Below are 21,353 nucleotides of genomic sequence, written 5' to 3'. Positions count from 1 at the left end.
AGAAACGATTTCATTAACGTTTTGTTGTTCAGTTTTCAAGGTTCATTAATTTCTGTCATTTTTCAGCGACTTCTCTATAATAACATCTTCACCAAAACGCTGTCAACAACTTTTTTTCAAAAAGTTGTTTTCGAGAAAGTGTTTGTTCCGATGTTTTTGTTTATTCGCATCAGCGACGTTTACAATAATACATCTAGACTAGCATGAATGTCAACACTTTATATCAAAAAAGTTTTCGAGGTGTTTAAACACCCCGATATGACTGTTCTCTACGGCTTTAATATAAATTCAAAGCAGATCACTCGTATGAAGAAGATACGAAGTCTTTATCAACTTTATAATGTCGATGATAGATTAAACCACTTTTTGAAAGTTTCGATTCTGTTAAGATATACCCTTTGTCAATCAGGTACTCTACAAAAACTTCCAAGTCCTTCGAATAATATTTCAACTCATTATCATTATGTAATTCCTGTGTAGTCCATGTATCTTTGGTTAACATCGTTTCTAATATATGCTCCGCTCCGTCATGTGTTCTTGAATTAATTAAGAACTCGATGGCCAAAAAGAGCAACTCCAGCCTTTTCTCCAGGCTTTCCGTACTCATTACAAGTTCTTCGTATAATTTATATATCGAAGGCTCCAACTTTTTCACCTGGGACCAAACTGTCACTTCCGGATATAGACCATTTTCAATTACGGCCAGGCGCGCTAGATGATGCAAGGAATCAACAACATGATGATAGGAGTCAAAATAATTCCCGCGATTGAAAAACTCTTTACCTTCAAGATAACGGCGAATCAATTTTGAGAATTGTATCCCTGTCTTCAATTTACGGCCCATGAAAGGAAACTCCTGCAGCTTTAATCTCAAATCCGATAAATATTCGTTGCGATCGAACATGATTTTGCCATGGAAGATCCAATCTACAATCCTTCTATCCAATCCAACATTCAGTCTTTTATTTAATAACTCTTCAGTTATAACGTGCATGGCCATCTTTTTATCTTCATGCAAATAATGTTTTGTGAAAATTGGCATGTCCGCTTCTTTTACAACTATTAATAACACCGAATCAAAAGTATCGGTAACACTTATTGTTTCTTCACGTTTTGTCACAAGAATGACACCTAAAGTATCTGACTGGCTTGCACGTTCTTGGTAGATCGGGCGCAAAATGTGCTCCATTTATAATCCTCCTAAATTTCGTTTGCGATAATTTGTTTTTTCGACATCCACAAAAAGAATCCTTCTTTCCACTATTACCAGACGGAAGAACTTGTGCTTCCATTCACAGTCACTACTTATCTATTATGAATCAAACCTTAAAAATTTCTATACTTTCTTATCCTCAAATGAAAACGTTCTATGTTATAGTAGAATCTAGATTGGGAGGCTAAAGAATTATGGCAAAAACATATAAAAATAAAATAAATAAAATCCGCTCATTCGCCCTATCATTAATTTTCATCGGTTTCGTTATTATGTACGGGGCAATTTTCTTCCGTGAAAATCAACTATTGGTTATCATCTTTATGACGCTAGGGTTACTATGCATTATTGGTAGTACAGCCGTATATGGATGGATTGGTCTGCTATCGACAAAGGCCGTTCAGGTCGTTTGCCCGAATTGCCAAAGACACACGAAAGTACTCGGCCGTGTTGATATGTGTATGTACTGCAACGAACCCCTTACGCTAGATCCATCTTTAGAGGGTAAAGAGTTTGATCAAGATTATAATAAAAAAAGATGAACGTAGTCGACTCCTAAGAAGGGTCGGCTTTTTCATTCAATTATTTGCTTTGCGCGCGGCGGACTAGCATTTCAGACTCTCATAGTTATCCCGGCCAAACTAAAACCAACCAAAATAAAAAACCTAGCAACATACCGTCACTAGGCTGGAGCCTCATTTACAAAACTTGTTTTCCCACATTTTCAATACACTCTTGACAAGTACCGTATACTTCCAAACGATGAGAATGTACTTTATAGCCTGTTACATGTGATGCAAATTGCTCTACTTCGTTTAAACCGGGGTAATGGAAATCAACAATCTTTCCACAGGATTCACAAATCATGTGATAATGGTCATTTGTAATGAAATCAAATCGACTTGCTGCATCTCCATATGTTAGTTCCTTTACTAAACCTGATTCACGGAATACACGTAGGTTGTTGTAAACAGTTGCTACACTCATATTGGGAAACTTGCCTTCTAGAGCTTTATATATTTCATCTGCAGTTGGATGTGTCATTGTTTCAATTAAATATTCCAAAATAGCATGACGCTGCGGAGTAATTCTTACACCAGTTGTCTTTAACGTGTCTAGGGCATCTTTCAAATGCATTTCAGACATCGCCATGCACCTCTTTCTACTCAATTCTTAATTTATAATAGTTATAAATAGTGTACCCAAAATACTGAATGTAGTCAACAATTCCATACCTTCTACTGATATTTCAACACGACGAATCATAAAAAATTAACAATATTAAACATTTAGTATTATTAGCATAAGGAATATTCAGCGACTTTCTCATCCAAACATTCTCAATAGCCACGTAAAATATCCATTTTATTCTCAATATCCATATCGCCGCCCAAATACTTCTTCAAGCTAGGTATAAAAATTTCCAGGCTCCTTTCCAAATAACGGGATGAGTGACTTGAACAATGCGGAGAGATTGTTACGTTATCCATATCCCAAAGTCTGCTATCAAGAGGAAGCGGCTCTTCTTCAAAGACATCAAGCACCGCATGGCCAATCTGTTTTTCTACCAATGCGCGAATTAGCACATTTGTCTCGACTAAATTCCCTCTGCCGAAATTCATAAAGAGTGCATTGTCCCGCATTACTTGAAAGTGCTCGTACCCTATTAAATGTTCGGTCTCATCCGTACTTGGCAAAACGGAGATGACTATATCCGCTTTTGGCAAATGCTCGACTAGATCATCAATACGATATGTTTCATTCATATAGTCCGCCGGATTCCCACTTCGGTTACAGCCAATTGTATATACTTCAAATGCTTGCAGCAGTCTTCCTATCTCCCCACCAATAGCACCAGGACCAATGATGAGTGCCGTACTTCCATTAAGTTCTGTCGGGTGCCCCCCTCTTTTGTCCCATACTTTATTGCGTTGGTTAGTATATATCGTTGGCAATACACGTTTTATGGCTAAAATATGCGCGAGGATCGATTCGGTCATCGGTTTTTTATGGATTCCCCGTACATTCGATACAAGAATATTCCTTTCGGCAATGGCATTTTTGGGCATTTTTTCAACTCCAGCCGAAGCGACAAAAATCCATTTCAAATTGTGGGCCTTAAAAATATGCTCTTCGGTTAAATCTTCTCCGTATGTAACGATTACTTCAGCTGTTTCCAAATCCCCATCGACAATCCCTTTACGAAAAGCAAACTCAACTTCTGGAAATTGTTCTGTCAGTTGCTTTTGTAAATCCGGTCTAGAATCAAAAGTAAAATAAACTTTCATTTTTTCCCCTCCCAATCAAATAATGCGTTCTGAAACTTTCATTAGCGCAAACTGTTCAAAATTTCCTCGATATGATTTTTCACTTTTACTTTCTTCCATTCCTTTTCGACAATCCCCTCTTCATTGATAAGGAATGTAGCACGTTCAATTCCCATGAATTCACGCCCGTACATTTTCTTTAATACCCAAACTCCGTACTTTTTTGCAACTTCATGATTTTCATCAACCAACAAAGAGAAAGGTAAACCGTATTTTTCGATGAATTTTGTATGCTTGCTCGACTCATCACCACTGACACCAAGAATGACAGTATTCAAACCAACAAATTCCTCATGGTGGTCGCGGAAATCACACGCTTCCGTCGTACAGCCAGGCGTCATATCCTTTGGGTAAAAATACAGGACAACCTTTTTACCTCGATAATCCCTTAAGGATACTTCCTCTTCTTTTTCATTATATAATGTAAAGTCTGGTGCTCCCATATTCACTAACGATTCCATAAATATTCCTCCCTTTTCTCTATCGTACAAAAGACGGGTATGACTTTCAAATTCTTTGGCATTCGCTTTGAATAGGTCTACAATAGGAAATGAAATGAATGAGGAGGCTTTACAAATGAATCATACAAAATCTGAAGAAATCCAGATCCAAGCATTGGAGCATATCGTAGGGGGCGTTAATAGCCCATCACGTTCGTATAAAGCGGTTGGGGGCGGCGCACCTGTTGTCATGGCAAAAGGGAAAGGTGCGTACTTCTGGGATGTAGATGGTAATCGCTACATTGACTACTTAGCCGCATACGGTCCGATTATTACTGGATTCGGCCACCCACATATCGCAAAAGCCATCACCTTGGCAGCGGAAACCGGGGTATTATACGGAACGCCTACAGAGCATGAAGTGAAGTTTGCCAAAATGCTGAAGGATGCGATTCCTTCATTGGATAAAGTACGCTTCACTAATTCCGGTACTGAAGCAGTTATGACAACTGTACGTGTCGCACGCGCATATACTGGCCGTACAAAAATCATTAAATTTGCCGGCTGCTACCATGGACACTTCGATCAAGTGCTCGTTGCTGCCGGATCAGGACCCGCAACGCTCGGTTCACCTGATTCTGCCGGAGTTCCCGTTGCAGTAGCTACGGAAGTCATAACAGTACCTTTTAACAATAAGGAACAATTCCAATTGGCGATGGATAAATGGGGCGATGAAGTTGCTGCCATCCTGATCGAACCGATTGTAGGGAACTTCGGTATCGTAGAGCCTAAACCAGGATTTTTAGAATTTGTTCATGCCATGGCAAAAGAAAAAGGTGCATTAACGATACATGACGAAGTGATTACTGCGTTTCGTTTCCATTATGGTGCTGCTCAAGATTTACTCGGCTTAAGTCCGGATTTAACTGCAATGGGCAAAATTATTGGCGGTGGATTACCGATTGGTGCTTATGGTGGCCGCAAAGAAGTAATGGAAACTGTTGCTCCCCTCGGACCTGCATACCAAGCTGGAACAATGGCTGGAAACCCTGCCTCCATGCTCGCAGGAATAGCTTGCCTTGAAGTGTTGAAACAACCTGGTGTGTATGAGGAAATGGATCGTCTTGGTGCCCTATTAGAAAATGGGATATTGGAAGCTGCGAAAAAACACGGTGTCACAATTTCAGTTAACCGGTTAAAAGGTGCATTGACTCTTTATTTTACAAATGAAAAAGTAGAAAACTATGAACAAGCGGAAAATTCCGATGGTGAAATGTTCGGGCGATTCTTTAAATTAATGTTGTCTAAAGGAGTTAATCTGGCTCCATCCAAATACGAAGCGTGGTTCCTGACAACAGAACATAAAGAGGTAGATATCATAGAAACAATTGCAGCGGTTGATTATGCTTTTTCACAATTAAAATAATAGGAAGAAGTTTTCATTAATATTTTCGATGCAATTTATATACATTAAACTAGTTGACCCAAGTGAGAAAATTAGGTAAAGTAATGTGATTTCCCCGCTTTGTGCGGGGTAAAGTATTTTAAAAAAGAGAGGGCGAATTTTTCCATGCAATTAGGTGCCCGTGTACTAAAAACAGGTGTAGCCATTGTATTTGCACTTTTTCTAGCAGACTTACTAAACTTACCTTCTCCTGTTTTCGCCGGGATTGCTGCAATTTTTGCCATCCAACCGTCTATTTACCGCTCTTATTTGTCCATCATAGAACAAATACAGGGGAATATCATCGGTGCTACAGTCGCCGTGCTATTCGGTTTAATTTTTGGTCATCATATTGTCGCAATCGGGATTGCAGCCATCATAGTGATTGGACTTATGAGAAAGTTCAAACTGGATAGTTCGATATCGTTAGCACTTGTAACGGTAGTAGCTATCATGATATTTGAAGGTGACGACTTTTTGGAATTCGGCATCATTCGATTTCTAACAGTCATGGTCGGGGTATTTGCAGCCTTTATCGTCAATTTAGTATTTCTTCCACCTCGATATGAAATCAAGTTATTTACAACAATCGATTCATTACAAGATGATATTATTCGATGGACTCGACTTGCAGCGAGGCAAGCATCCGAGCATACATCCACCAAAGCTGCACTGAGCAAGTTTCAGGATCGGCTTAGCGATGTTGAAAAAATGTATGACTTCTACAAAGAAGAACGGCATTACTCGAAGAAAAAACGATTTATACAAGCCCGTAAACTCGTTCTATATCGCCAAATGATTATAACAACGAAAAAAAGCCTGGAGCTCCTGCACCGTTTGCATAAGCATGAAAATGAGATCGCGAATTTGCCTGGCCATTTCAGGGGCATGGTACAAGAACGATTGGACTTCTTACTCACTTTCCATGAACAATTGCTCCTAAAGTTCACTGGGAAATTGAAACCGGAGCATTCCAAATGGTTTGATGAACAGGACAAGAAGTATGTAGATGTTATGGAGCAGCTAATCCAGCAAATTGCTTTTGAACAAAAGAGGGAAGGCGAAGAAGAATTTTCAAGTTATCACTTGTTCTATATCTTCTCCCGTTTGTTGGATTACGAAGAAAACTTGGAGCATCTAGATACTTTAATCGTCTCTTACCGAAGCTACCATAGTAATGAAAAAAACTCAGACTTGGAGCAAAGTTTCTATTAAAATTGCATAACTCGACCGAGAGTTGGCTTGGGTTATGATTACCGATCGTTTCGAATAGTATTAAATTGTAACCCCCATGTGAAGACACATGGGGGTTTTTATCTTTCAGCGGAGCTGGTCTACATCAACCAATTGGATATAACCACGGTCATATTGAATTATTCCTTCTTTCTTCCATTTGCTGAGGTAAGTGGTTACCTTCTGCCGGCTACATCCAACCATATAGGAAATTTCCTCGTGAGTTAACGGGATACTGATCGTAGCTACCCCGTTTTCCATTTTGGCGAGTCTTATCAAGAACCAGCTTATTCTTTCCGGCACAGTCATTTTTGAGTGCACATATACCAATTGTTTTGCTTCTGCTAATTGCCTAACTAACGAATAAAACAATGCCTTTTCAATAGCCGAAAGTTTATCCAGATGTTCTAATAAAACGTCAACAGGGTATGATAGAAGGCTACAGTCGGTCAATGCTACTGAATACTGGGTATGCTCGGAATGATTATTTAAGCGATCCAAGAAACCGAACATCTCCCCTTCTTGCAGGAGTACGATAGTGACTGGCTGTCCATCCTCCCCATCCTCAGCTAATTTTACGAGTCCATGGCTCAGAAAATAAACAGTATTGATGGGATCCCCTGTCTGATAAATCGTCTGCCCTTTATTTACATACATTTTTTTACTATACTTTTCAAGCTCCCTTATCATTTCATATCCCTCCTTAAACACCTTGATTATTAGTATTATTCTGAATATTTGTAACAAAAGTGACAGAAAGATTAAATAACAACACATAAAATGAAAACTAATTAAACCTTAGTATAACACTATGTTTTATCAGAATGGGAGGTTTTGTTTTGGCTGAGGAACATATTATTCTTCAAAATGTTCATAAAGAGTTTCAGAGAAAAGACCATGCACCAACAATTGCATTGGACGATGTTACATTATCGATAAAAAAGGGTGAGTTTGTTTCGTTATTGGGCCCATCTGGTTGCGGAAAATCCACGCTTTTAAATATAGTTGCAGGACTAGAAAAAGAGACTTCCGGAAGCTTGCTGGTCAATAATAAACCGATTAAAGGCCCGGGCAATGATCGAATTGTCGTTTTCCAAGAATCCGGCTTATTCCCTTGGATGAGTGTTCTCGATAATGTTATGTACGGTCTCCTTATTAAAAAGGTGCCAAAGCAAGAAGCAAAAGAACGGGCACTGGACTGGCTCCAAAAAGTGCACCTTGGAAAATTTGCCCACGCCCTTCCCCATGAACTATCTGGGGGCATGAAACAGCGGGTTGCCATCGCGCGAGCATTGGTGACGGATCCAGAGATTCTCCTCATGGATGAACCATTTGCTGCTTTGGATGAACAAACGCGGATGGTATTGCATATGGAGCTCGATAAGCTTTGGCGCGAAACCGGTAAAACAATCATTTTTGTAACTCATAATATTCGAGAGGCTGTAGTCTTATCAGACCGAATTGTACTAATGAAGACACGGCCTGGCGGAATTAAGAACATTTTCCCTGTACAAGCTGCACGACCCCGCACTTCTTCAGACAGTATTTTAGTACATTTAGAGAATCGGATATTAACAGAGCTTGAACAAGAAATGGAAAAAGTGCTGAAGGAGGAATTAGGCAGTGATTACGCTCTTAAGACGGACGATCTTCGTGTTGATCCTAATAACAATATGGGAAGCGATATCTAAATTCGATGTATTCCCTGCTTTTATGTGGCCACCATTAATCATTCCAAATGATCCCGGTGGCGTCACGGTTCTAAAAACGTTAGTAAACGGCATTATAGATGGTCAATTATTGGAAGCAACCGGTTCTTCATTGATCCGACTATTTATCGGCTTCTTCATCGCGGTAGTCATTGGATTTGTTCTGGGCTTCCTTATCTATAAATATAAAATTGTCGACGATACACTTGGCTTTTTTGTAACGAGCCTGCAGGCAATACCAAATATTGTTTGGATGCCTTTAGCCATATTATGGTTCGGCCTAGGTGTGGGATCGGTTATTTTCATCGTCATTTTAGGGGCTGCTCTTTCCATTACCATTACATCGAGCACCGCTTTTAAAAGCGTTCCTCCTTTATTGATTCGTGTGGCCAGCACCATGGGATCGACCGGTATCCACTTGTTCCGTACAGTCATCTTCAAATCAACGATACCTCAGCAAATTGCAGGTTTACGTTTAGCCTGGGCATTGGCTTGGCGAGCTGTTTTAGCAGGGGAATTGCTTGGTGGCAGTGGTGGTCTCGGGACACTGCTTGACTTGGGCCGCTCCATCCAAGCCATGGATCTAATTTTTAGTATCATGATCATTATCGGAGTTATTGGTTCCTTTATCGATAATTTTATCTTCGTGAGAATTGAACGTTTCGTATTAAGAAAATGGGGTATTTTGACTACCTAATAAGGAGAAGAACAAATGAAAAAGAATCTTATATTTTTATCCATTTTAACTATATTAATAGCAGTTTTGGCTGCCTGCGGTGGTGGCGAGGAAGAGAACAGTGAAAAAGATTCCGTTACTGAAGTTCATATCGGCTATTTTCCAAACATGACACATATCTCGTCCATTGTTGCGCTTGAAAAAGGCTACTTCGACGAACAATTTGGCGACGATATCCAAATCGCTACAAGCACTTTCAATGATGGATCGGCATTCATGGAAGCAATGTCCACAAATTCCATTGACATTGGCACTGTAGGTCCGACGCCTGCTTTAAACACATATGTAAAAAATCCGGAACATGAAATTATTGCAGGAGCAGTTAATGGTGGAGCTGTTCTAGTTGTCGGAAATGATTCCGGCATTAACAGTGTGGAAGATTTAAAAGGAAAGAAAGTTGCTGTCCCTACATTCGGCAGTACACAAGACGTTGGCTTGATGAAATCCCTGCAAGAAGCCAATTTAACAGCCAGTTCAACAGGCAATGGCGACGTTACTACAATAAAGCAAGCTCCAGCTGATACTGCAGCTTTAATGTTGAAAGGCGAAATCGATGCAGCCGCTACACAAGAGCCTTGGGGTGTGAACATCGAAACAAACGGCAATGCCAAACTATTATTGGATGCATCCGAATTTGCTTGGGGCAGCGAATCGACGAATACAGTCGTAACCGCCCGAAAATCATTCACTTCCAATAATCCTGAAATAACGAAAAAAGCACTTAAAGCATATACACAAGCTGTTGATTTCATTAACGAAAACCCCGAAGAAGCCATTCAGCTTTTCCTGGATCACGTAAAGGGTCTAACTGGTAAAGAATTATCTAAAGATGAAGTAACAAAGGCATTTGCTCGCTTATCTCCTACTACGGATGTGAAAGAAGATATACTAAAAGAAATGGCGACGATTTCAAAGGATGCCGGCTACATTTCGACAGACAATATTGAAGGTTTAGTGAATCTTTCTTACTTGGAGGATGCTTTAAAAGAGTAGGAGTCAGTACTTTCAATAGATTGAATGGTTTTGCATGAAATAATTTTAGACTAAAATGGAAATGCTGAAGCTAGGCTGCTCATTGTTCGCCTAGCTTTTGCCAATTTTTTCTAAGGAGTATGGAAGCATGAAATTACATAATAACATTCTCGAACTGGTCGGTAATACGCCCATCGTCCGCTTAAATAAGTTGCCAGCTGTGGATGGCGCTGAAGTTTACATGAAATTGGAATCTAAAAATCCGGGCGGCAGTGTGAAAGATCGCGCTGCATTGAATATGATAACTCAAGCTGAAAAGGAAGGGAAACTAATTCCGGGTATAAGTACCATAATCGAACCTACTTCCGGCAATACGGGAATCGGCCTGGCAATGGTCTGTGCCGTAAAGGGCTATCCTTGCATAATTACAATGCCGGATAATGCCACAAAAGAAAGGGTTCAGCTTATGCAAGCTTATGGTGCCCAAGTATACTTAACACCAGCTAACTTACGGATGCAAGGCTCGATCGATGAAGCAATGCGTATTGCACAAGATATTCCTAACAGCTTTATTCCTCTGCAATTTGAAAATGAAGCAAATGCAGATGCCCATCGAACAACGACTGCTGTTGAAATTCTCGAAGCGTTCCAACACCAGCTGGATGCACTTGTACTCACTGCCGGGACAGGAGGCACAGTTACCGGAACTGGCGAGGAGTTAAAAAAACATCTGCCAGATTTAAAGATATACGTTGTTGAACCTGCTGGGTCCCCTGTTTTAGCTGGAGGAGAACCGGGACCACATAAAATCCCAGGAACAGGACCGGGCTTTATCCCGAAAATATTAAATCGTGAAGTGTTTGATGAAATTCTCCATATTATAGATGAGGATGCGCAAATGACAGCTAGAAGTCTTGCAGCAGAAGAAGGTATCTTAGTTGGTGCTTCAGGTGCAGCTTCAGCCTACTTTGCTGTCGAATTAGCTAAACAGCTCCCTCCAAACGCGAAGGTGCTTTGCTTAGCTCCAGATACAGGAGAACGTTATTTATCATCGGATTTATTTCCAATTTAGTAATTTTTTGTATATAAAAAGGTGAGCCATTTCAGCTCACCTTTTTTAACTCTTCATTTTCGGATCTAACGCATCTCGTAGTCCGTCTCCCATTAAGTTAAACCCAAGTACAGTTAACATAATAGCCAGTCCTGGGAAAATTAATGTCCACGGTGCTGTCATTAAATACTGCCTTGAATCTGCAAGCATTTTTCCCCATTCAGGCTGGGGTGCTTCTGCTCCTAAACCAAGGAAGCCTAAAGCTGCTGCTTCAATAATTGCTGTAGCGATGGATAATGTTCCTTGTACAATTACAGGAATCATTGAGTTCGGCAGAATATGTCTCCATAATATGCGCGCATCACTCATTCCGATTGCTCTTGCAGCCATTACATACTCTTCTTGTTTTACACTTAAAACTTTAGATCGAATTAGTCGTCCAAAGTTCGGTACATTAATAATTGCAATGGCAATCAATGCATTCTGTAAGGACGGCCCTAAAATTGAAACTACTGCAATTGCTAAAAGAATACTAGGGAACGCAAGCATGATATCAAAGAAACGTGAAATGATTGTATCAATCCATTTTCCATAATAACCTGAAATAATTCCTAAAAAACTCCCTATAACAGCAGAAAAGATAACCGCAAAAAAACCAACCGTTAGGGATAAACGTGCACCATGCACAATACGGGAAAAAATATCTCGCCCAAAATCATCTGTCCCAAACCAAAATTGACTCGATGGCGCTTGTAAACGCATGCTAAAGTTTTGCTCATTGATTGCCTGTGGAACGAATAAAGGACCAACAATTGCTAGAAGAACAAAGAATACAACAATAAATGTTCCTGCTAAAGCAGACTTACTTTTTTTGAAGCTACGCCATGCTTCCTTCCACGGCCCTACAGCTTGATCCACTACAATAGGTTGACCACTTACTTTTTGTGTTAATTCGGACATGTTGTTTCTCCTTTCTAGCTGTATTTAATCCTTTTATCGATGACTGTATATAATAGATCGACAATTAAGTTAATCATGACGAATATAAAGGCAACTACTAGAATACCAGATTGAATAACTGTGTAATCACGATATCCAATTGCCTCATAAATATAGCGTCCTATACCTGGCCAGCTAAAGATTGTCTCTGTTAAAATCGCACCACCAAGTAATAAACCAGTTTGCAATCCAATAACTGTTAGTACTGGAATTAAGGCATTTTTCAAGGCATGCTTGTAAACAACAAGAAACATCTTCTGTCCTTTTGCACGAGCTGTACGTACATAATCTGAACGCATTACTTCAAGCATAGAGGACCTTGTCATACGTGCAATAATCGCTGTTGGAATTGTAGCTAAAGCAACACCCGGCAAGATTAAATGCTTGATCACAATACCAAACTGATCGAACCTGCCCTGTATTAACGTATCTATTAAATAGAAATTAGTTATAGGACTAATAGGATTTCGCACATCTTCGCGCCCTGATGTTGGAAGCCAATCTAAGTTCAGACTGAAAACCCACTGTTCGATTAATCCTAACCAGAAAATTGGCATCGACACACCAATTAAGGCAATAACCATCGCTACATAATCGAACCATGAATTTTGGAACCATGCAGAAATAATCCCTGCATTTACGCCCACGATAATTGCAATGATCATGGCGAAAACAGCCAGCTCAATTGTTGCAGCCAAATATGGCCAAATTTCAGAGGAGATAGGCTGACTAGTTCTTAATGACTCACCTAAATCTCCAGTAAATAGTCCTTTTAAATAATCAAAATACTGTACATACCAAGGGTTGTTTAGTCCAAGTTTTTCTTCCAATGCAGCAATTGACTCCTGAGTTGCTTTTTGTCCCAGAATTACCTGAGCAGGATTACCTGGTATTGCACGAATGATTAAAAAAACGATAAAAGACATCCCCAGTAAAACCGGGATTAATTGTAATACGCGTTTCCCTATGTAATTAAGCACTATCTTCACCTCTCGATCGTGATTTAGTTTTATGTACTAAGGAGAAAAGGAAGGCAGGAATATACCTTCCTTCCTTAAATCTTATTCAAAGTAAACGTTTTGTAAGCTTTCGCTTCCTGTTGGATGAGGAAGGTAACCTTTAACATTTGCTTTTCCTGCTAATAAAGGTGTTGAGTGAGCAATTGGTGCCCATGGAGCCTCTTCGAAAATGATTGCTTGAGCTTGTTTGTATAATCCATTACGTTTTTCTTCATCTGTTTCTGTTTGTGCTTGTGTTAATAATGTATCTACTTCTTCATTTTTATAATAAGAATAGTTGTTACTTCCAATATTAGCTGAACCTAATAATGTGTATAGGAAGTTATCTGCATCTCCGTTGTCACCAGTCCAACCTAATAAGAATGCATCAGCTTCTCCATTTGTTGCTTTTTCTAGGTAAGTAGCCCATTCATACGTAGTAATTTTACTTGGAATACCCACTGCTTCTAAATAACCTTGAATCGCTTCTGCAATTTTTTGGCCATCTGGCATATATGGACGTGCTACCGGCATTGCCCATAATTCAATCTCATCACCGTTATATCCAGCTTCTGCTAAAAGTGCTTTCGCTTTTTCTGGATCGTATTCATATCCTGTAATCTCTTCGTTATAACCACTGATTGACGATGGCATCGGGTTTACAGCAACGTCTGCATAACCTTGGTAGAAAGCATCTACAATCGCTTTCTTGTCGATTGCATAGTTTACCGCTTGACGAACTAGAACATTATCAAATGGTTTACGAGTTGACGTCAAACCTAAGTAACCAACATTCATGGAAGGGCGTTCGATTAATTGTAAATCGGCATTAGATGTAATTGACTCAGCATCTGATGGGTTGATTCCATCAGCCAAGTCTATTTCTCCTTTTACCAGCGCATTTAAACGAGCTGAATTATCAGGATATACTTTAATAATTAACTGGTCTAACTTTGGAAGACCTTCTTGCCAATACTCTTCATTTTTAGCTAATGTAATAGAGTCATTACGTTTCCATTCTACAAATTTAAATGGTCCAGTCCCTACAGGATTATCCCCAAAAGTTTCACCAGCTGCTTCAACTGCTGTTGGAGAAGCAATAGCAAACGGACTCATAGCGATATTTTTAAGGAATGGTGCTTGTGCACGAGTAAGTGTGAACACTACTGTGTAGTCACCAGATGCTTCTACACTTGCAATTACATCTTCCCCACCTACAGTAAACATAGATTCATAGTATGGGAATTCTCCAGCTTCGCCGTTTGTCCAACGCTCAAAGTTGAATACAACTGCTTCCGCGTTGAAATCTGTACCATCATGGAATTTAACACCTTCTTGTAATTCGAAAGTATAAGTTAAACCATCTTCAGATACAGTCCATTCTTTAGCTAAGCCTGGATTAATTGTAGTATCTTCATCACCAAAGCTTAAAAGTGTTTCAAAGATATTTTCTGTAACCTTGTAAGATTCTCCATCTGTTACGATTGCTGGATCAAGTGATACAGAATCGCCACCACGACCAAATACTAAAACTTGTGGTGTTTCTTCTTCTGAAGCAGAATCTTTAGAACCTGTATCAGTACCTTCAGTTGTTGCATCATCTTCTGAACATGCTGCAAGTACTAATGATAGAATGACTGTTAAAAATAAACCAAGTAGCCACTTTTTATTTCTCATAACTTTCCCCCTGAAAATAATTTTTTATATCATTGTTTAACCTGTTCATATAAATGGCAGGCAACAAAATGACCCGGTTTTACCTCTTGCAATGTAGGATTTTGCTCTCGACAGCTTTGCGTTGCATAAGGGCAACGTGTGTTGAATGCACATCCTGTCGGTGGATTGGATGGGCTAGGTATATCCCCCTGTAAAATAATTTGCTCACGCGCAAAATCTGGATCTGGAATTGGTACAGCAGATAATAAGGCTTTTGTATATGGATGAAGAGGTTCTTCATAGAGCGATTCACTCTGTGCTAACTCAACCATTCTGCCTAAATACATAACCCCTACTCGATTGCTGATATGTCTAACAACCCCTAAGTCATGGGCAATGAAGATATATGTTAGCTTCAAATCTTCTTGAAGCTCCTTCATCAGATTTAATACCTGTGCTTGGATGGAAACGTCTAATGCCGATACTGGCTCATCCGCAATAATTAGCTTCGGATTTGTCATAAGTGCACGAGCAATCCCGATACGCTGTCTTTGTCCACCACTAAATTGGTGAGGATATCGATCGGCATGATAGCTACTAAGGCCCACGATATTTAAGTATTTTTCTACTTTTTCCGCACGTTCTTTTGCATTTCCAATACCATGTACAATCAGCGGTTCTTCAAGAATTTTCCGAATTTTATGTCGAGGATTTAAGGATGCATATGGATCTTGAAAGACCATTTGAATATCTCGACGTGCTTTCCGCATTTCTTTTTTCGAAAGAGTCGTAATATTTTTTCCATCAAACTCAATCGTGCCATCAGTAGGTTCTATAAGACGCATTAATGTCTTACCTGTAGTGGATTTACCACATCCTGATTCACCCACAATTCCTAATGTTTCTCCTTCAAAGACCTCGAAAGAAACATCATCTACTGCTTTTACACTCCCACTCTCTTTTCCTAGCATGCCAGAACGGATTTGGAAATGTTTTTTAAGATTACTTACTTTCAACAAGACTTTCTTTTCCATTTACAGATCCCCCTTCCTCTTCAACTAAGAAGCATCTTGATTTATGAGAGCTTGATAACTCATATAAAGCGGGATTTTCAGTAAGACAGCGGTCTGTTGCAAATTCACAGCGTTGTGCAAAGCGACAACCAACTTTTACTGAACCAGGCTTTGGAACGTTTCCTGGGATTGAATACAGGGATTCCTTCTTATAACGCATGTCTGGCACTGATTGAATCAACCCTTTTGTATAAGGATGCTTAGGGTTTTTAAAGATTTCTTGAACAGTTGCTTCTTCCACAACTTGTCCTGCATACATAACGATTACTCGCTGACAAGTTTCAGCCACGACGCCTAAATCATGGGTGATCATTAATACCGCCGTATTGAATTTGTCATTTAGTTCTCTAATTAGCTTTAAAATTTGTGCTTGAATTGTTACATCTAGAGCTGTAGTTGGTTCATCTGCTATTAACACTTTTGGGTTACATACAAGCGCCATTGCAATCATGACACGTTGTCGCATACCTCCCGATAACTGATGAGGATATTCATTTAATAATTCTTCTGCTCTTGGTAACCCTACTAATCTCAGCATTTCTACCGCACGTTCACGTACTTGTTTTTTAGACCAGCTTTTATTATGTATAAGTATTGCTTCTGAAATTTGATTCCCTATAGTAAATAGTGGATTTAACGAGGTCATTGGTTCCTGGAAAATCATCGCTATGTCGTTTCCTCGTATTTTTCGCATTTCTTTTTCGCTAAATTTAGAAATATCCTTACCTTGTAGTAAAATTTCACCGTTTGTAATTTTACCTGGAGGACTTGGCACTAAACCCATGATCGAAAGTGATGTTACACTTTTCCCGCAACCCGACTCTCCTACGATTGCCAAAATCTCACCCTCATGTAGATCGAAGTTGACATGATCCACTGCTGCTATTTTCCCGTCATCAGAAAAGAAGGACGTTTCTAACTCGTTTATTTCTAAAATCTTTTTCTGATTCACCATGCTATCCTCCAACTCTTGTTTACTTAGACTATGATTACAAGAATATAACATTTGTAAATCTGAATCAATATCAAAATAATTCGAAAAAACGAATTTTCAATCAATTTTTAATATATTGACATCTATAAAATGTCATTTTTTCACGATTCGACAAAGTTCTCCCTATAAATTTACAGAAAATTAATAAAAATTAATAAAATAAAAAAAATACCTTCTATATATAAAAAAGGTATTTTTGTAATACTATTTTCAAAAAATTCTATCATTTCATTGCTGCGGTTTTAGTCGATTAATCCAATTTCTGAATTTGGAATAAATCATAGTACACGCCTTGCTTCTCCATTAAGGATTCATGATTGCCTTCTTCAACTAATTCACCATGGTCGATTACGAAAATCTTATCCGCATGAGTGATGGTAGATAGTCGATGGGCAATAATAATCGTTGTCCGATTACTTGCTAAATGGTCCAATGAATCCTGGATTAATGCTTCACTTTCTAAATCAAGCGCTGAGGTAGCTTCATCCAGCACTAAAATCGGTGGATTTTTAAGGAATACACGTGCAATGGCAACACGTTGTTTTTGACCACCGGAAAGTTTCACCCCGCGTTCGCCCACTTTGGTATCGTAGCCTTCAGGAAGAGTCATGATAAAATCATGGGCATTCGCCGCTTTTGCGGCAGCAATGACTTCCTCGTCCGTTGCATCGGGTCTTCCCATCAAAATATTCTGTTTAACCGAATCACTAAATAGGATATTATCCTGCAAAACAATCCCGATTTGTGCACGGAGGGAGTGAATGACGGCATCATTTACATCAATGCCATCTATTTTCACTGCACCGCCAGTCACATTATAGAAGCGAGGGATCAAACTGACTATGGTTGATTTCCCACCACCACTCATACCGACAAAGGCGGCAGTTTGGCCCGGTTGTATGTCAAAATTAATATTTTTCAATATGAGCTGGCCATCTTGCTCATATTGGAAATCCACGTTCTCGAACGTGACTTGTCCTTTTACCGGCGGCAGTTCCCGGGCATTTTTCTTATCTTGGACATCATATTCCTCATCCATTAACTCGAACATTCGATCCATAGAGGCAATTGATTGGGTCAAGGTCGTCGATGAATTTACCAAACGGCGAAGGGGACTATATAAACGTTCTATATAAGCGTAAAAAGCCGCCATTGTCCCGACCGTCAACTCTCCCTGTATTACTTGGTACCCCGCAAATCCAATAACAAGTAAAGGCGCAATATCGGTAATCGTATTGACCACAGCAAAGGATTTTGCATTCCATTTTGTATGGTCCAAGGCACGATCTAAAAACTCGCCATTTTCTTTATCAAAGATTTGCTGTTCGTGCTTTTCTAAAGTAAAACTTTTAATGATGCTCATTCCACTTACTCGTTCATGCAAATAACTTTGAACATGTGCCAATGCTTGAGATCGCTTTCTCGTTAGATCGCGCAGTTTCCCAAAAAAATATTTCACACTTAATCCGAAGAAAGGAAGAGCAATGATTGCCACCAAAGTTAACTTGACATCCATAGTAAGCATAATCCCGATGGCTATCAGGATGGTTGCAACATCCAGCCACAAGTTCATTAGGCCGATCATGATAAAGTTTTTTGTTTGTTCAACATCATTTATAACACGTGAAATGACTTCCCCAGCTCGTGTATTCGCATAATACTTTAAGCTTAATTTTTGTAGGTGCCCAAATAGTTCCTGCCGGATATCAAATAGTACCTTGTTTCCTACGTGCTGTGCAAAATATTGACGGTAGTATTCTATCGGTGGACGGATAATAAAGAACAAGATTACCGTTCCACCTAACCAATAAAATAGTTGCGTGATTTTTTCGCTATTTGTCAGGTTGGGTGCTCCGATAATATTATCGATGACGATCTTGATCAAGATTGGAATAAAAAGAGGAATCGCAAATTTTAATATACCAATAGCAATTGTCAGGAGAATTTCCCATCGATAGGGCTTCACAAAGCGCATATAACGTTTCATACTTTCCAAATCTATTCACTTCCTTTATGAACAAAACAAGATGTTTGAGAAGGTGCCCACATTTGGCGCCTGTTTATCACTATACTTTAGTTTGGCGGTAATTACATCTAACGTGTTTTCATGTATCCCCGGCTTTTCCTAAAAATTTAACACTACGCTTGTGGGAGGCAGTACATGCTGTACATCGCAATTTAAACTGCGACTACTAATAAACACTTCTATCTCCATATTACCCTTATGGTAAATCGATAAATCTGTTACCCACCTTTTTTAAAAATAAAAAAGTCTACTCGCAGGCAGTAGACTTCAAGGTTATTTTTCCTTCGATTGCATTTCTTTATTGAATAAGTAGCGGTTGGTCCATACTTCGATAAAATCGGGTGCAAAGGGCCCTCTTTTTTGCTTGATCCAGCTAACAAGTTTATTCACGTTGCGCTTCAGGATTTTATCGATCACTTCAGGGTAGCCCATTTCTTTTTTATGCTGTTCATATTCATCTTCATCTAATAATGTATAGGACATATCTGGAAACACTTTTATATCTAAATCATAATCGATATACTTAATCGCATTATTATCAAATACATAAGGCGAGCTCATATTACAGTAATAATACACTCCATCTTCACGAAGCATGCAGATGATATTGAACCAATGCTCTGCATGGAAATAACAAATAGATGGTTCTCTCGTCAGCCAAGTCCGACCATCCGATTCGGTTACAAGGGTACGTTCATTTGCACCAATGAATATATTTTTCGTTCCTTTCAAAACCATCGTTTCTTGCCAGACACGGTGGATGCGACCATTATGTTTATAACTATGTATTTGTATCGTTTCTCCTTCTTTAGGTATCGTCATTATATTGCCCACCTTTTCGTCTCTATGTATGTATGAACATCGCTTTGTATAATTTATGTACCCATTTATTATCCCAATTATCCAGCAACTGTTAGATTTATTATAGCAATGCTTATCCAAAACTTGTAGCTTGAAGATCATATTTTTCAAATAACTTGGCAAATATAAATCTTTATTTATATATATTGGTAGCTATGCCATTTGATTTTTGCAAAAAAATTAAGGTATAGACAAATAATGTCTATACCTAAAAGTGAATTCACTTTATTTACACCCGAGTTAGTGTGACTTATTAGAAGTCGTTGTTGTTGTTATTGTTGTTGCGTTGGTTGTTTTGTTGGTTTTGCTTTTGGTTTTGTTGACGAGCTTGTTGGAAATCTTGATCTACAGCAAACTCTTCATTGTTGTTGAAGTTGTTGTTGTTATTGTTGTTGTTATTGTTATTGTTGTTGTTATTACGGTTGTTGCGGTTATTGTTATTGTTGTTGTTAGCCATTTGTTATCACCTCCGTGAAATTATTGTGGACGGAAGGATACGACTTTATTCGACAAATTTAAAATAAGTTAATTCAGAACATTCAAAATCTTCAACATTGATACCGGCATAGGTAATGTTTTTATTTCTTCAATTGTAAGGAAGAGTGCATCACCCGGTAAATCATTTTTCGGTTCAACTAGCACATACACACAATCCATTTCCCAAGTGAGATGCGAGAACACATGTTTGAATTTCAATAATTGTTCCTCTATATACTCCTTGATTTCCACATTATAATTATGCTTAAATGTCTCGTCACTCATGGAATTCTCATTTATTTCAATCATGGGGAATTGCCACATGTTGGCCAATAATCCTTCACTCGGGCGCTTTTCCAACAGGTACCGGCCCTTCTGATCGGCTGCCAAGTAGACTTTAAATTGCACTTTTTTTGTTTTAGTTTTCTTCGATTTAATTGGTAGTTGATCTGCAATTCCTTCATTGAAGGCGATGCAGTAATCCCGAACCGGGCACAGTAAACACTTGGGGGACGTTGGTGTGCAAATCATTGCACCCAGATCCATTAATGCTTGATTGAAGTCACCTGGGTGTTTTTCATCGATCAACATTTCTACCGCCTCTTCAAAGACTTTCCTCGTCTTCGGGAGGGCAATATCTTCCTCGATAAGCAAAACACGACTTAACACCCGCATAACATTCCCGTCTACAGCATGCTCCGCTTTTTGATAGGCGATGCTTAAAATGGCTCCGGCTGTATAAGGTCCGACACCTTTTAGGCTTGATATATCATGGCGATTATCAGGAACAACAGAATTATATTTTTCCACCACTTCTTTTACACCCGCTTGCAAGTTTCTAGCACGCGAATAATAGCCGAGACCTTCCCACATTTTTAATAATTCCTCTTCAGGTGCATAGGCAAGATCCTGGATAGTTGGATACTTGTCCAGAAAACGATTGTAATACGGAATGACTGTATCGACTCTTGTTTGTTGTAACATCACTTCAGAAACCCATATTTTATATGGATCGGAAGTGTGCCTCCACGGCAAATCGCGTTTCTCATTGTTGAACCATTCCACTAAATTGTGTCGAAATTCATTTTTATACTGATATTTCATTCTTTCCTCCGTCAAAAACCGATTTTAAATTTAAAAAATC

General features: G+C 39.1%; 21 protein-coding genes. 7 read left to right on the top strand and 14 right to left on the bottom strand.

The window, feature by feature from the left end:
- Positions 1-298: 298 nt before the first annotated feature.
- A complete protein-coding gene (locus CD33_RS02140; protein ID WP_036197721.1) occupies positions 299-1,189 on the bottom strand; it encodes a nucleotidyltransferase-like protein in 891 nt (296 codons plus the stop codon).
- 218 nt (positions 1,190-1,407) lie between these two features.
- On the opposite strand from CD33_RS02140, the gene CD33_RS02135 reads away from it, so the two are divergent.
- Complete coding sequence (locus CD33_RS02135; protein WP_036197719.1) at positions 1,408-1,755, top strand: YgzB family protein; 348 nt, start codon at positions 1,408-1,410, stop codon at positions 1,753-1,755.
- Positions 1,756-1,912: 157 nt separating this feature from the next.
- Here CD33_RS02135 and perR read toward each other — a convergent pair whose 3' ends face one another.
- The 3 genes from perR to bcp all read right to left on the bottom strand — a co-directional run bounded on the left by perR (position 1,913) and on the right by bcp (position 4,001).
- Complete coding sequence (gene perR / locus CD33_RS02130; protein ID WP_036197718.1) at positions 1,913-2,359, bottom strand: peroxide-responsive transcriptional repressor PerR; 447 nt, start codon at positions 2,357-2,359, stop codon at positions 1,913-1,915.
- A 194-nt stretch (positions 2,360-2,553) separates the two neighbouring features.
- Positions 2,554-3,501 (bottom strand): D-2-hydroxyacid dehydrogenase, encoded by a 948-nt coding sequence (locus tag CD33_RS02125; protein ID WP_036197716.1) that lies wholly within the window; start codon positions 3,499-3,501, stop codon positions 2,554-2,556.
- A gap of 41 nt (positions 3,502-3,542) precedes the next feature.
- Complete coding sequence (gene bcp, locus CD33_RS02120) at positions 3,543-4,001, bottom strand: thioredoxin-dependent thiol peroxidase (protein ID WP_036197715.1); 459 nt, start codon at positions 3,999-4,001, stop codon at positions 3,543-3,545.
- Between the two features lie 115 nt (positions 4,002-4,116).
- On the opposite strand from bcp, the gene CD33_RS02115 reads away from it, so the two are divergent.
- Positions 4,117-5,406, top strand: coding sequence for a glutamate-1-semialdehyde 2,1-aminomutase (locus CD33_RS02115; RefSeq protein WP_036197713.1), 1,290 nt, complete (start codon positions 4,117-4,119; stop codon positions 5,404-5,406).
- A gap of 144 nt (positions 5,407-5,550) precedes the next feature.
- Positions 5,551-6,639 (top strand): FUSC family protein, encoded by a 1,089-nt coding sequence (locus CD33_RS02110; protein WP_036197712.1) that lies wholly within the window; start codon positions 5,551-5,553, stop codon positions 6,637-6,639.
- Positions 6,640-6,744: 105 nt separating this feature from the next.
- On the opposite strand, the gene CD33_RS02105 is transcribed toward CD33_RS02110, so the two are convergent.
- Entirely contained in the window at positions 6,745-7,347 is a 603-nt protein-coding gene (locus CD33_RS02105; RefSeq protein ID WP_036197711.1) for a Crp/Fnr family transcriptional regulator, read from the bottom strand.
- Between the two features lie 149 nt (positions 7,348-7,496).
- Here CD33_RS02105 and CD33_RS02100 point away from each other — a divergent pair, with 149 nt between their 5' ends.
- From CD33_RS02100 to cysK, 4 genes are all read left to right on the top strand, one after another.
- Entirely contained in the window at positions 7,497-8,348 is an 852-nt protein-coding gene (locus tag CD33_RS02100; RefSeq protein WP_235863415.1) for an ABC transporter ATP-binding protein, read from the top strand.
- Entirely contained in the window at positions 8,281-9,063 is a 783-nt protein-coding gene (locus CD33_RS02095) for an ABC transporter permease (RefSeq protein WP_036197706.1), read from the top strand. Before CD33_RS02100 ends, CD33_RS02095 begins: the two co-directional genes overlap by 68 nt.
- A 15-nt stretch (positions 9,064-9,078) precedes the next feature.
- On the top strand, positions 9,079-10,095 hold the full coding sequence (locus CD33_RS02090) for an aliphatic sulfonate ABC transporter substrate-binding protein (protein WP_036197705.1): 1,017 nt from the start codon (positions 9,079-9,081) through the stop codon (positions 10,093-10,095).
- 127 nt (positions 10,096-10,222) lie between these two features.
- Positions 10,223-11,146: a cysteine synthase A gene (cysK, locus tag CD33_RS02085; RefSeq protein ID WP_036197703.1), complete on the top strand. Its 924-nt coding sequence runs from the start codon at positions 10,223-10,225 to the stop codon at positions 11,144-11,146.
- A gap of 45 nt (positions 11,147-11,191) precedes the next feature.
- Here the strand turns inward: cysK and nikC are convergent, their stop codons facing one another.
- From nikC to mutY, 9 genes are all read right to left on the bottom strand, one after another.
- Positions 11,192-12,085 (bottom strand): nickel transporter permease, encoded by an 894-nt coding sequence (nikC, locus tag CD33_RS02080; RefSeq protein ID WP_036197701.1) that lies wholly within the window; start codon positions 12,083-12,085, stop codon positions 11,192-11,194.
- 14 nt (positions 12,086-12,099) lie between these two features.
- Positions 12,100-13,104, bottom strand: coding sequence for an ABC transporter permease (locus CD33_RS02075; protein ID WP_036197699.1), 1,005 nt, complete (start codon positions 13,102-13,104; stop codon positions 12,100-12,102).
- Between the two features lie 81 nt (positions 13,105-13,185).
- Complete coding sequence (locus CD33_RS02070; protein ID WP_036197697.1) at positions 13,186-14,799, bottom strand: ABC transporter substrate-binding protein; 1,614 nt, start codon at positions 14,797-14,799, stop codon at positions 13,186-13,188.
- A 29-nt stretch (positions 14,800-14,828) separates the two neighbouring features.
- On the bottom strand, positions 14,829-15,812 hold the full coding sequence (locus tag CD33_RS02065) for an ABC transporter ATP-binding protein (protein WP_036197695.1): 984 nt from the start codon (positions 15,810-15,812) through the stop codon (positions 14,829-14,831).
- Positions 15,781-16,806, bottom strand: a complete 1,026-nt coding sequence (locus tag CD33_RS02060; RefSeq protein WP_176400141.1) for an ABC transporter ATP-binding protein — start codon at positions 16,804-16,806, stop codon at positions 15,781-15,783. The genes CD33_RS02065 and CD33_RS02060 overlap by 32 nt, the downstream gene beginning before the upstream one ends.
- Before the next feature lie 289 nt (positions 16,807-17,095).
- The gene (locus CD33_RS02055) at positions 17,096-18,841 is read right to left on the bottom strand and encodes an ABC transporter ATP-binding protein (RefSeq protein WP_036197694.1); all 1,746 of its coding nucleotides are present in this window, start codon (positions 18,839-18,841) and stop codon (positions 17,096-17,098) included.
- A gap of 303 nt (positions 18,842-19,144) precedes the next feature.
- Positions 19,145-19,693 (bottom strand): nucleoside tri-diphosphate phosphatase, encoded by a 549-nt coding sequence (ntdP, locus tag CD33_RS02050; RefSeq protein ID WP_036197693.1) that lies wholly within the window; start codon positions 19,691-19,693, stop codon positions 19,145-19,147.
- A 292-nt stretch (positions 19,694-19,985) separates the two neighbouring features.
- Positions 19,986-20,189: a hypothetical protein gene (locus CD33_RS19720; protein WP_084591225.1), complete on the bottom strand. Its 204-nt coding sequence runs from the start codon at positions 20,187-20,189 to the stop codon at positions 19,986-19,988.
- A gap of 68 nt (positions 20,190-20,257) precedes the next feature.
- A complete protein-coding gene (gene mutY, locus CD33_RS02040) occupies positions 20,258-21,313 on the bottom strand; it encodes an A/G-specific adenine glycosylase (RefSeq protein ID WP_036197690.1) in 1,056 nt (351 codons plus the stop codon).
- Positions 21,314-21,353 lie beyond the last annotated feature (40 nt).

Source organism: Ureibacillus sinduriensis BLB-1 = JCM 15800, assembly GCF_000772955.1.
In the GTDB taxonomy this organism is placed as follows: domain Bacteria; phylum Bacillota; class Bacilli; order Bacillales_A; family Planococcaceae; genus Ureibacillus; species Ureibacillus sinduriensis.
This window is presented reverse-complemented; position numbering and strand designations above follow the sequence as displayed.

Bases quoted from the DNA above. Each gene is read 5' to 3' on its own strand.
- CD33_RS02140 (WP_036197721.1), bottom strand. From the start codon at position 1,189: ATGGAGCACATTTTGCGCCCGATCTACCAAGAACGTGCAAGCCAGTCA.
- CD33_RS02135 (WP_036197719.1), top strand. From the start codon at position 1,408: ATGGCAAAAACATATAAAAATAAAATAAATAAAATCCGCTCATTCGCC.
- perR (WP_036197718.1), bottom strand. From the start codon at position 2,359: ATGTCTGAAATGCATTTGAAAGATGCCCTAGACACGTTAAAGACAACT.
- CD33_RS02125 (WP_036197716.1), bottom strand. From the start codon at position 3,501: ATGAAAGTTTATTTTACTTTTGATTCTAGACCGGATTTACAAAAGCAA.
- bcp (WP_036197715.1), bottom strand. From the start codon at position 4,001: ATGGAATCGTTAGTGAATATGGGAGCACCAGACTTTACATTATATAAT.
- CD33_RS02115 (WP_036197713.1), top strand. From the start codon at position 4,117: ATGAATCATACAAAATCTGAAGAAATCCAGATCCAAGCATTGGAGCAT.
- CD33_RS02110 (WP_036197712.1), top strand. From the start codon at position 5,551: ATGCAATTAGGTGCCCGTGTACTAAAAACAGGTGTAGCCATTGTATTT.
- CD33_RS02105 (WP_036197711.1), bottom strand. From the start codon at position 7,347: ATGATAAGGGAGCTTGAAAAGTATAGTAAAAAAATGTATGTAAATAAA.
- CD33_RS02090 (WP_036197705.1), top strand. From the start codon at position 9,079: ATGAAAAAGAATCTTATATTTTTATCCATTTTAACTATATTAATAGCA.
- cysK (WP_036197703.1), top strand. From the start codon at position 10,223: ATGAAATTACATAATAACATTCTCGAACTGGTCGGTAATACGCCCATC.
- nikC (WP_036197701.1), bottom strand. From the start codon at position 12,085: ATGTCCGAATTAACACAAAAAGTAAGTGGTCAACCTATTGTAGTGGAT.
- CD33_RS02070 (WP_036197697.1), bottom strand. From the start codon at position 14,799: ATGAGAAATAAAAAGTGGCTACTTGGTTTATTTTTAACAGTCATTCTA.
- CD33_RS02065 (WP_036197695.1), bottom strand. From the start codon at position 15,812: ATGGAAAAGAAAGTCTTGTTGAAAGTAAGTAATCTTAAAAAACATTTC.
- CD33_RS02060 (WP_176400141.1), bottom strand. From the start codon at position 16,806: ATGGTGAATCAGAAAAAGATTTTAGAAATAAACGAGTTAGAAACGTCC.
- ntdP (WP_036197693.1), bottom strand. From the start codon at position 19,693: ATGACGATACCTAAAGAAGGAGAAACGATACAAATACATAGTTATAAA.
- CD33_RS19720 (WP_084591225.1), bottom strand. From the start codon at position 20,189: ATGGCTAACAACAACAATAACAATAACCGCAACAACCGTAATAACAAC.
- mutY (WP_036197690.1), bottom strand. From the start codon at position 21,313: ATGAAATATCAGTATAAAAATGAATTTCGACACAATTTAGTGGAATGG.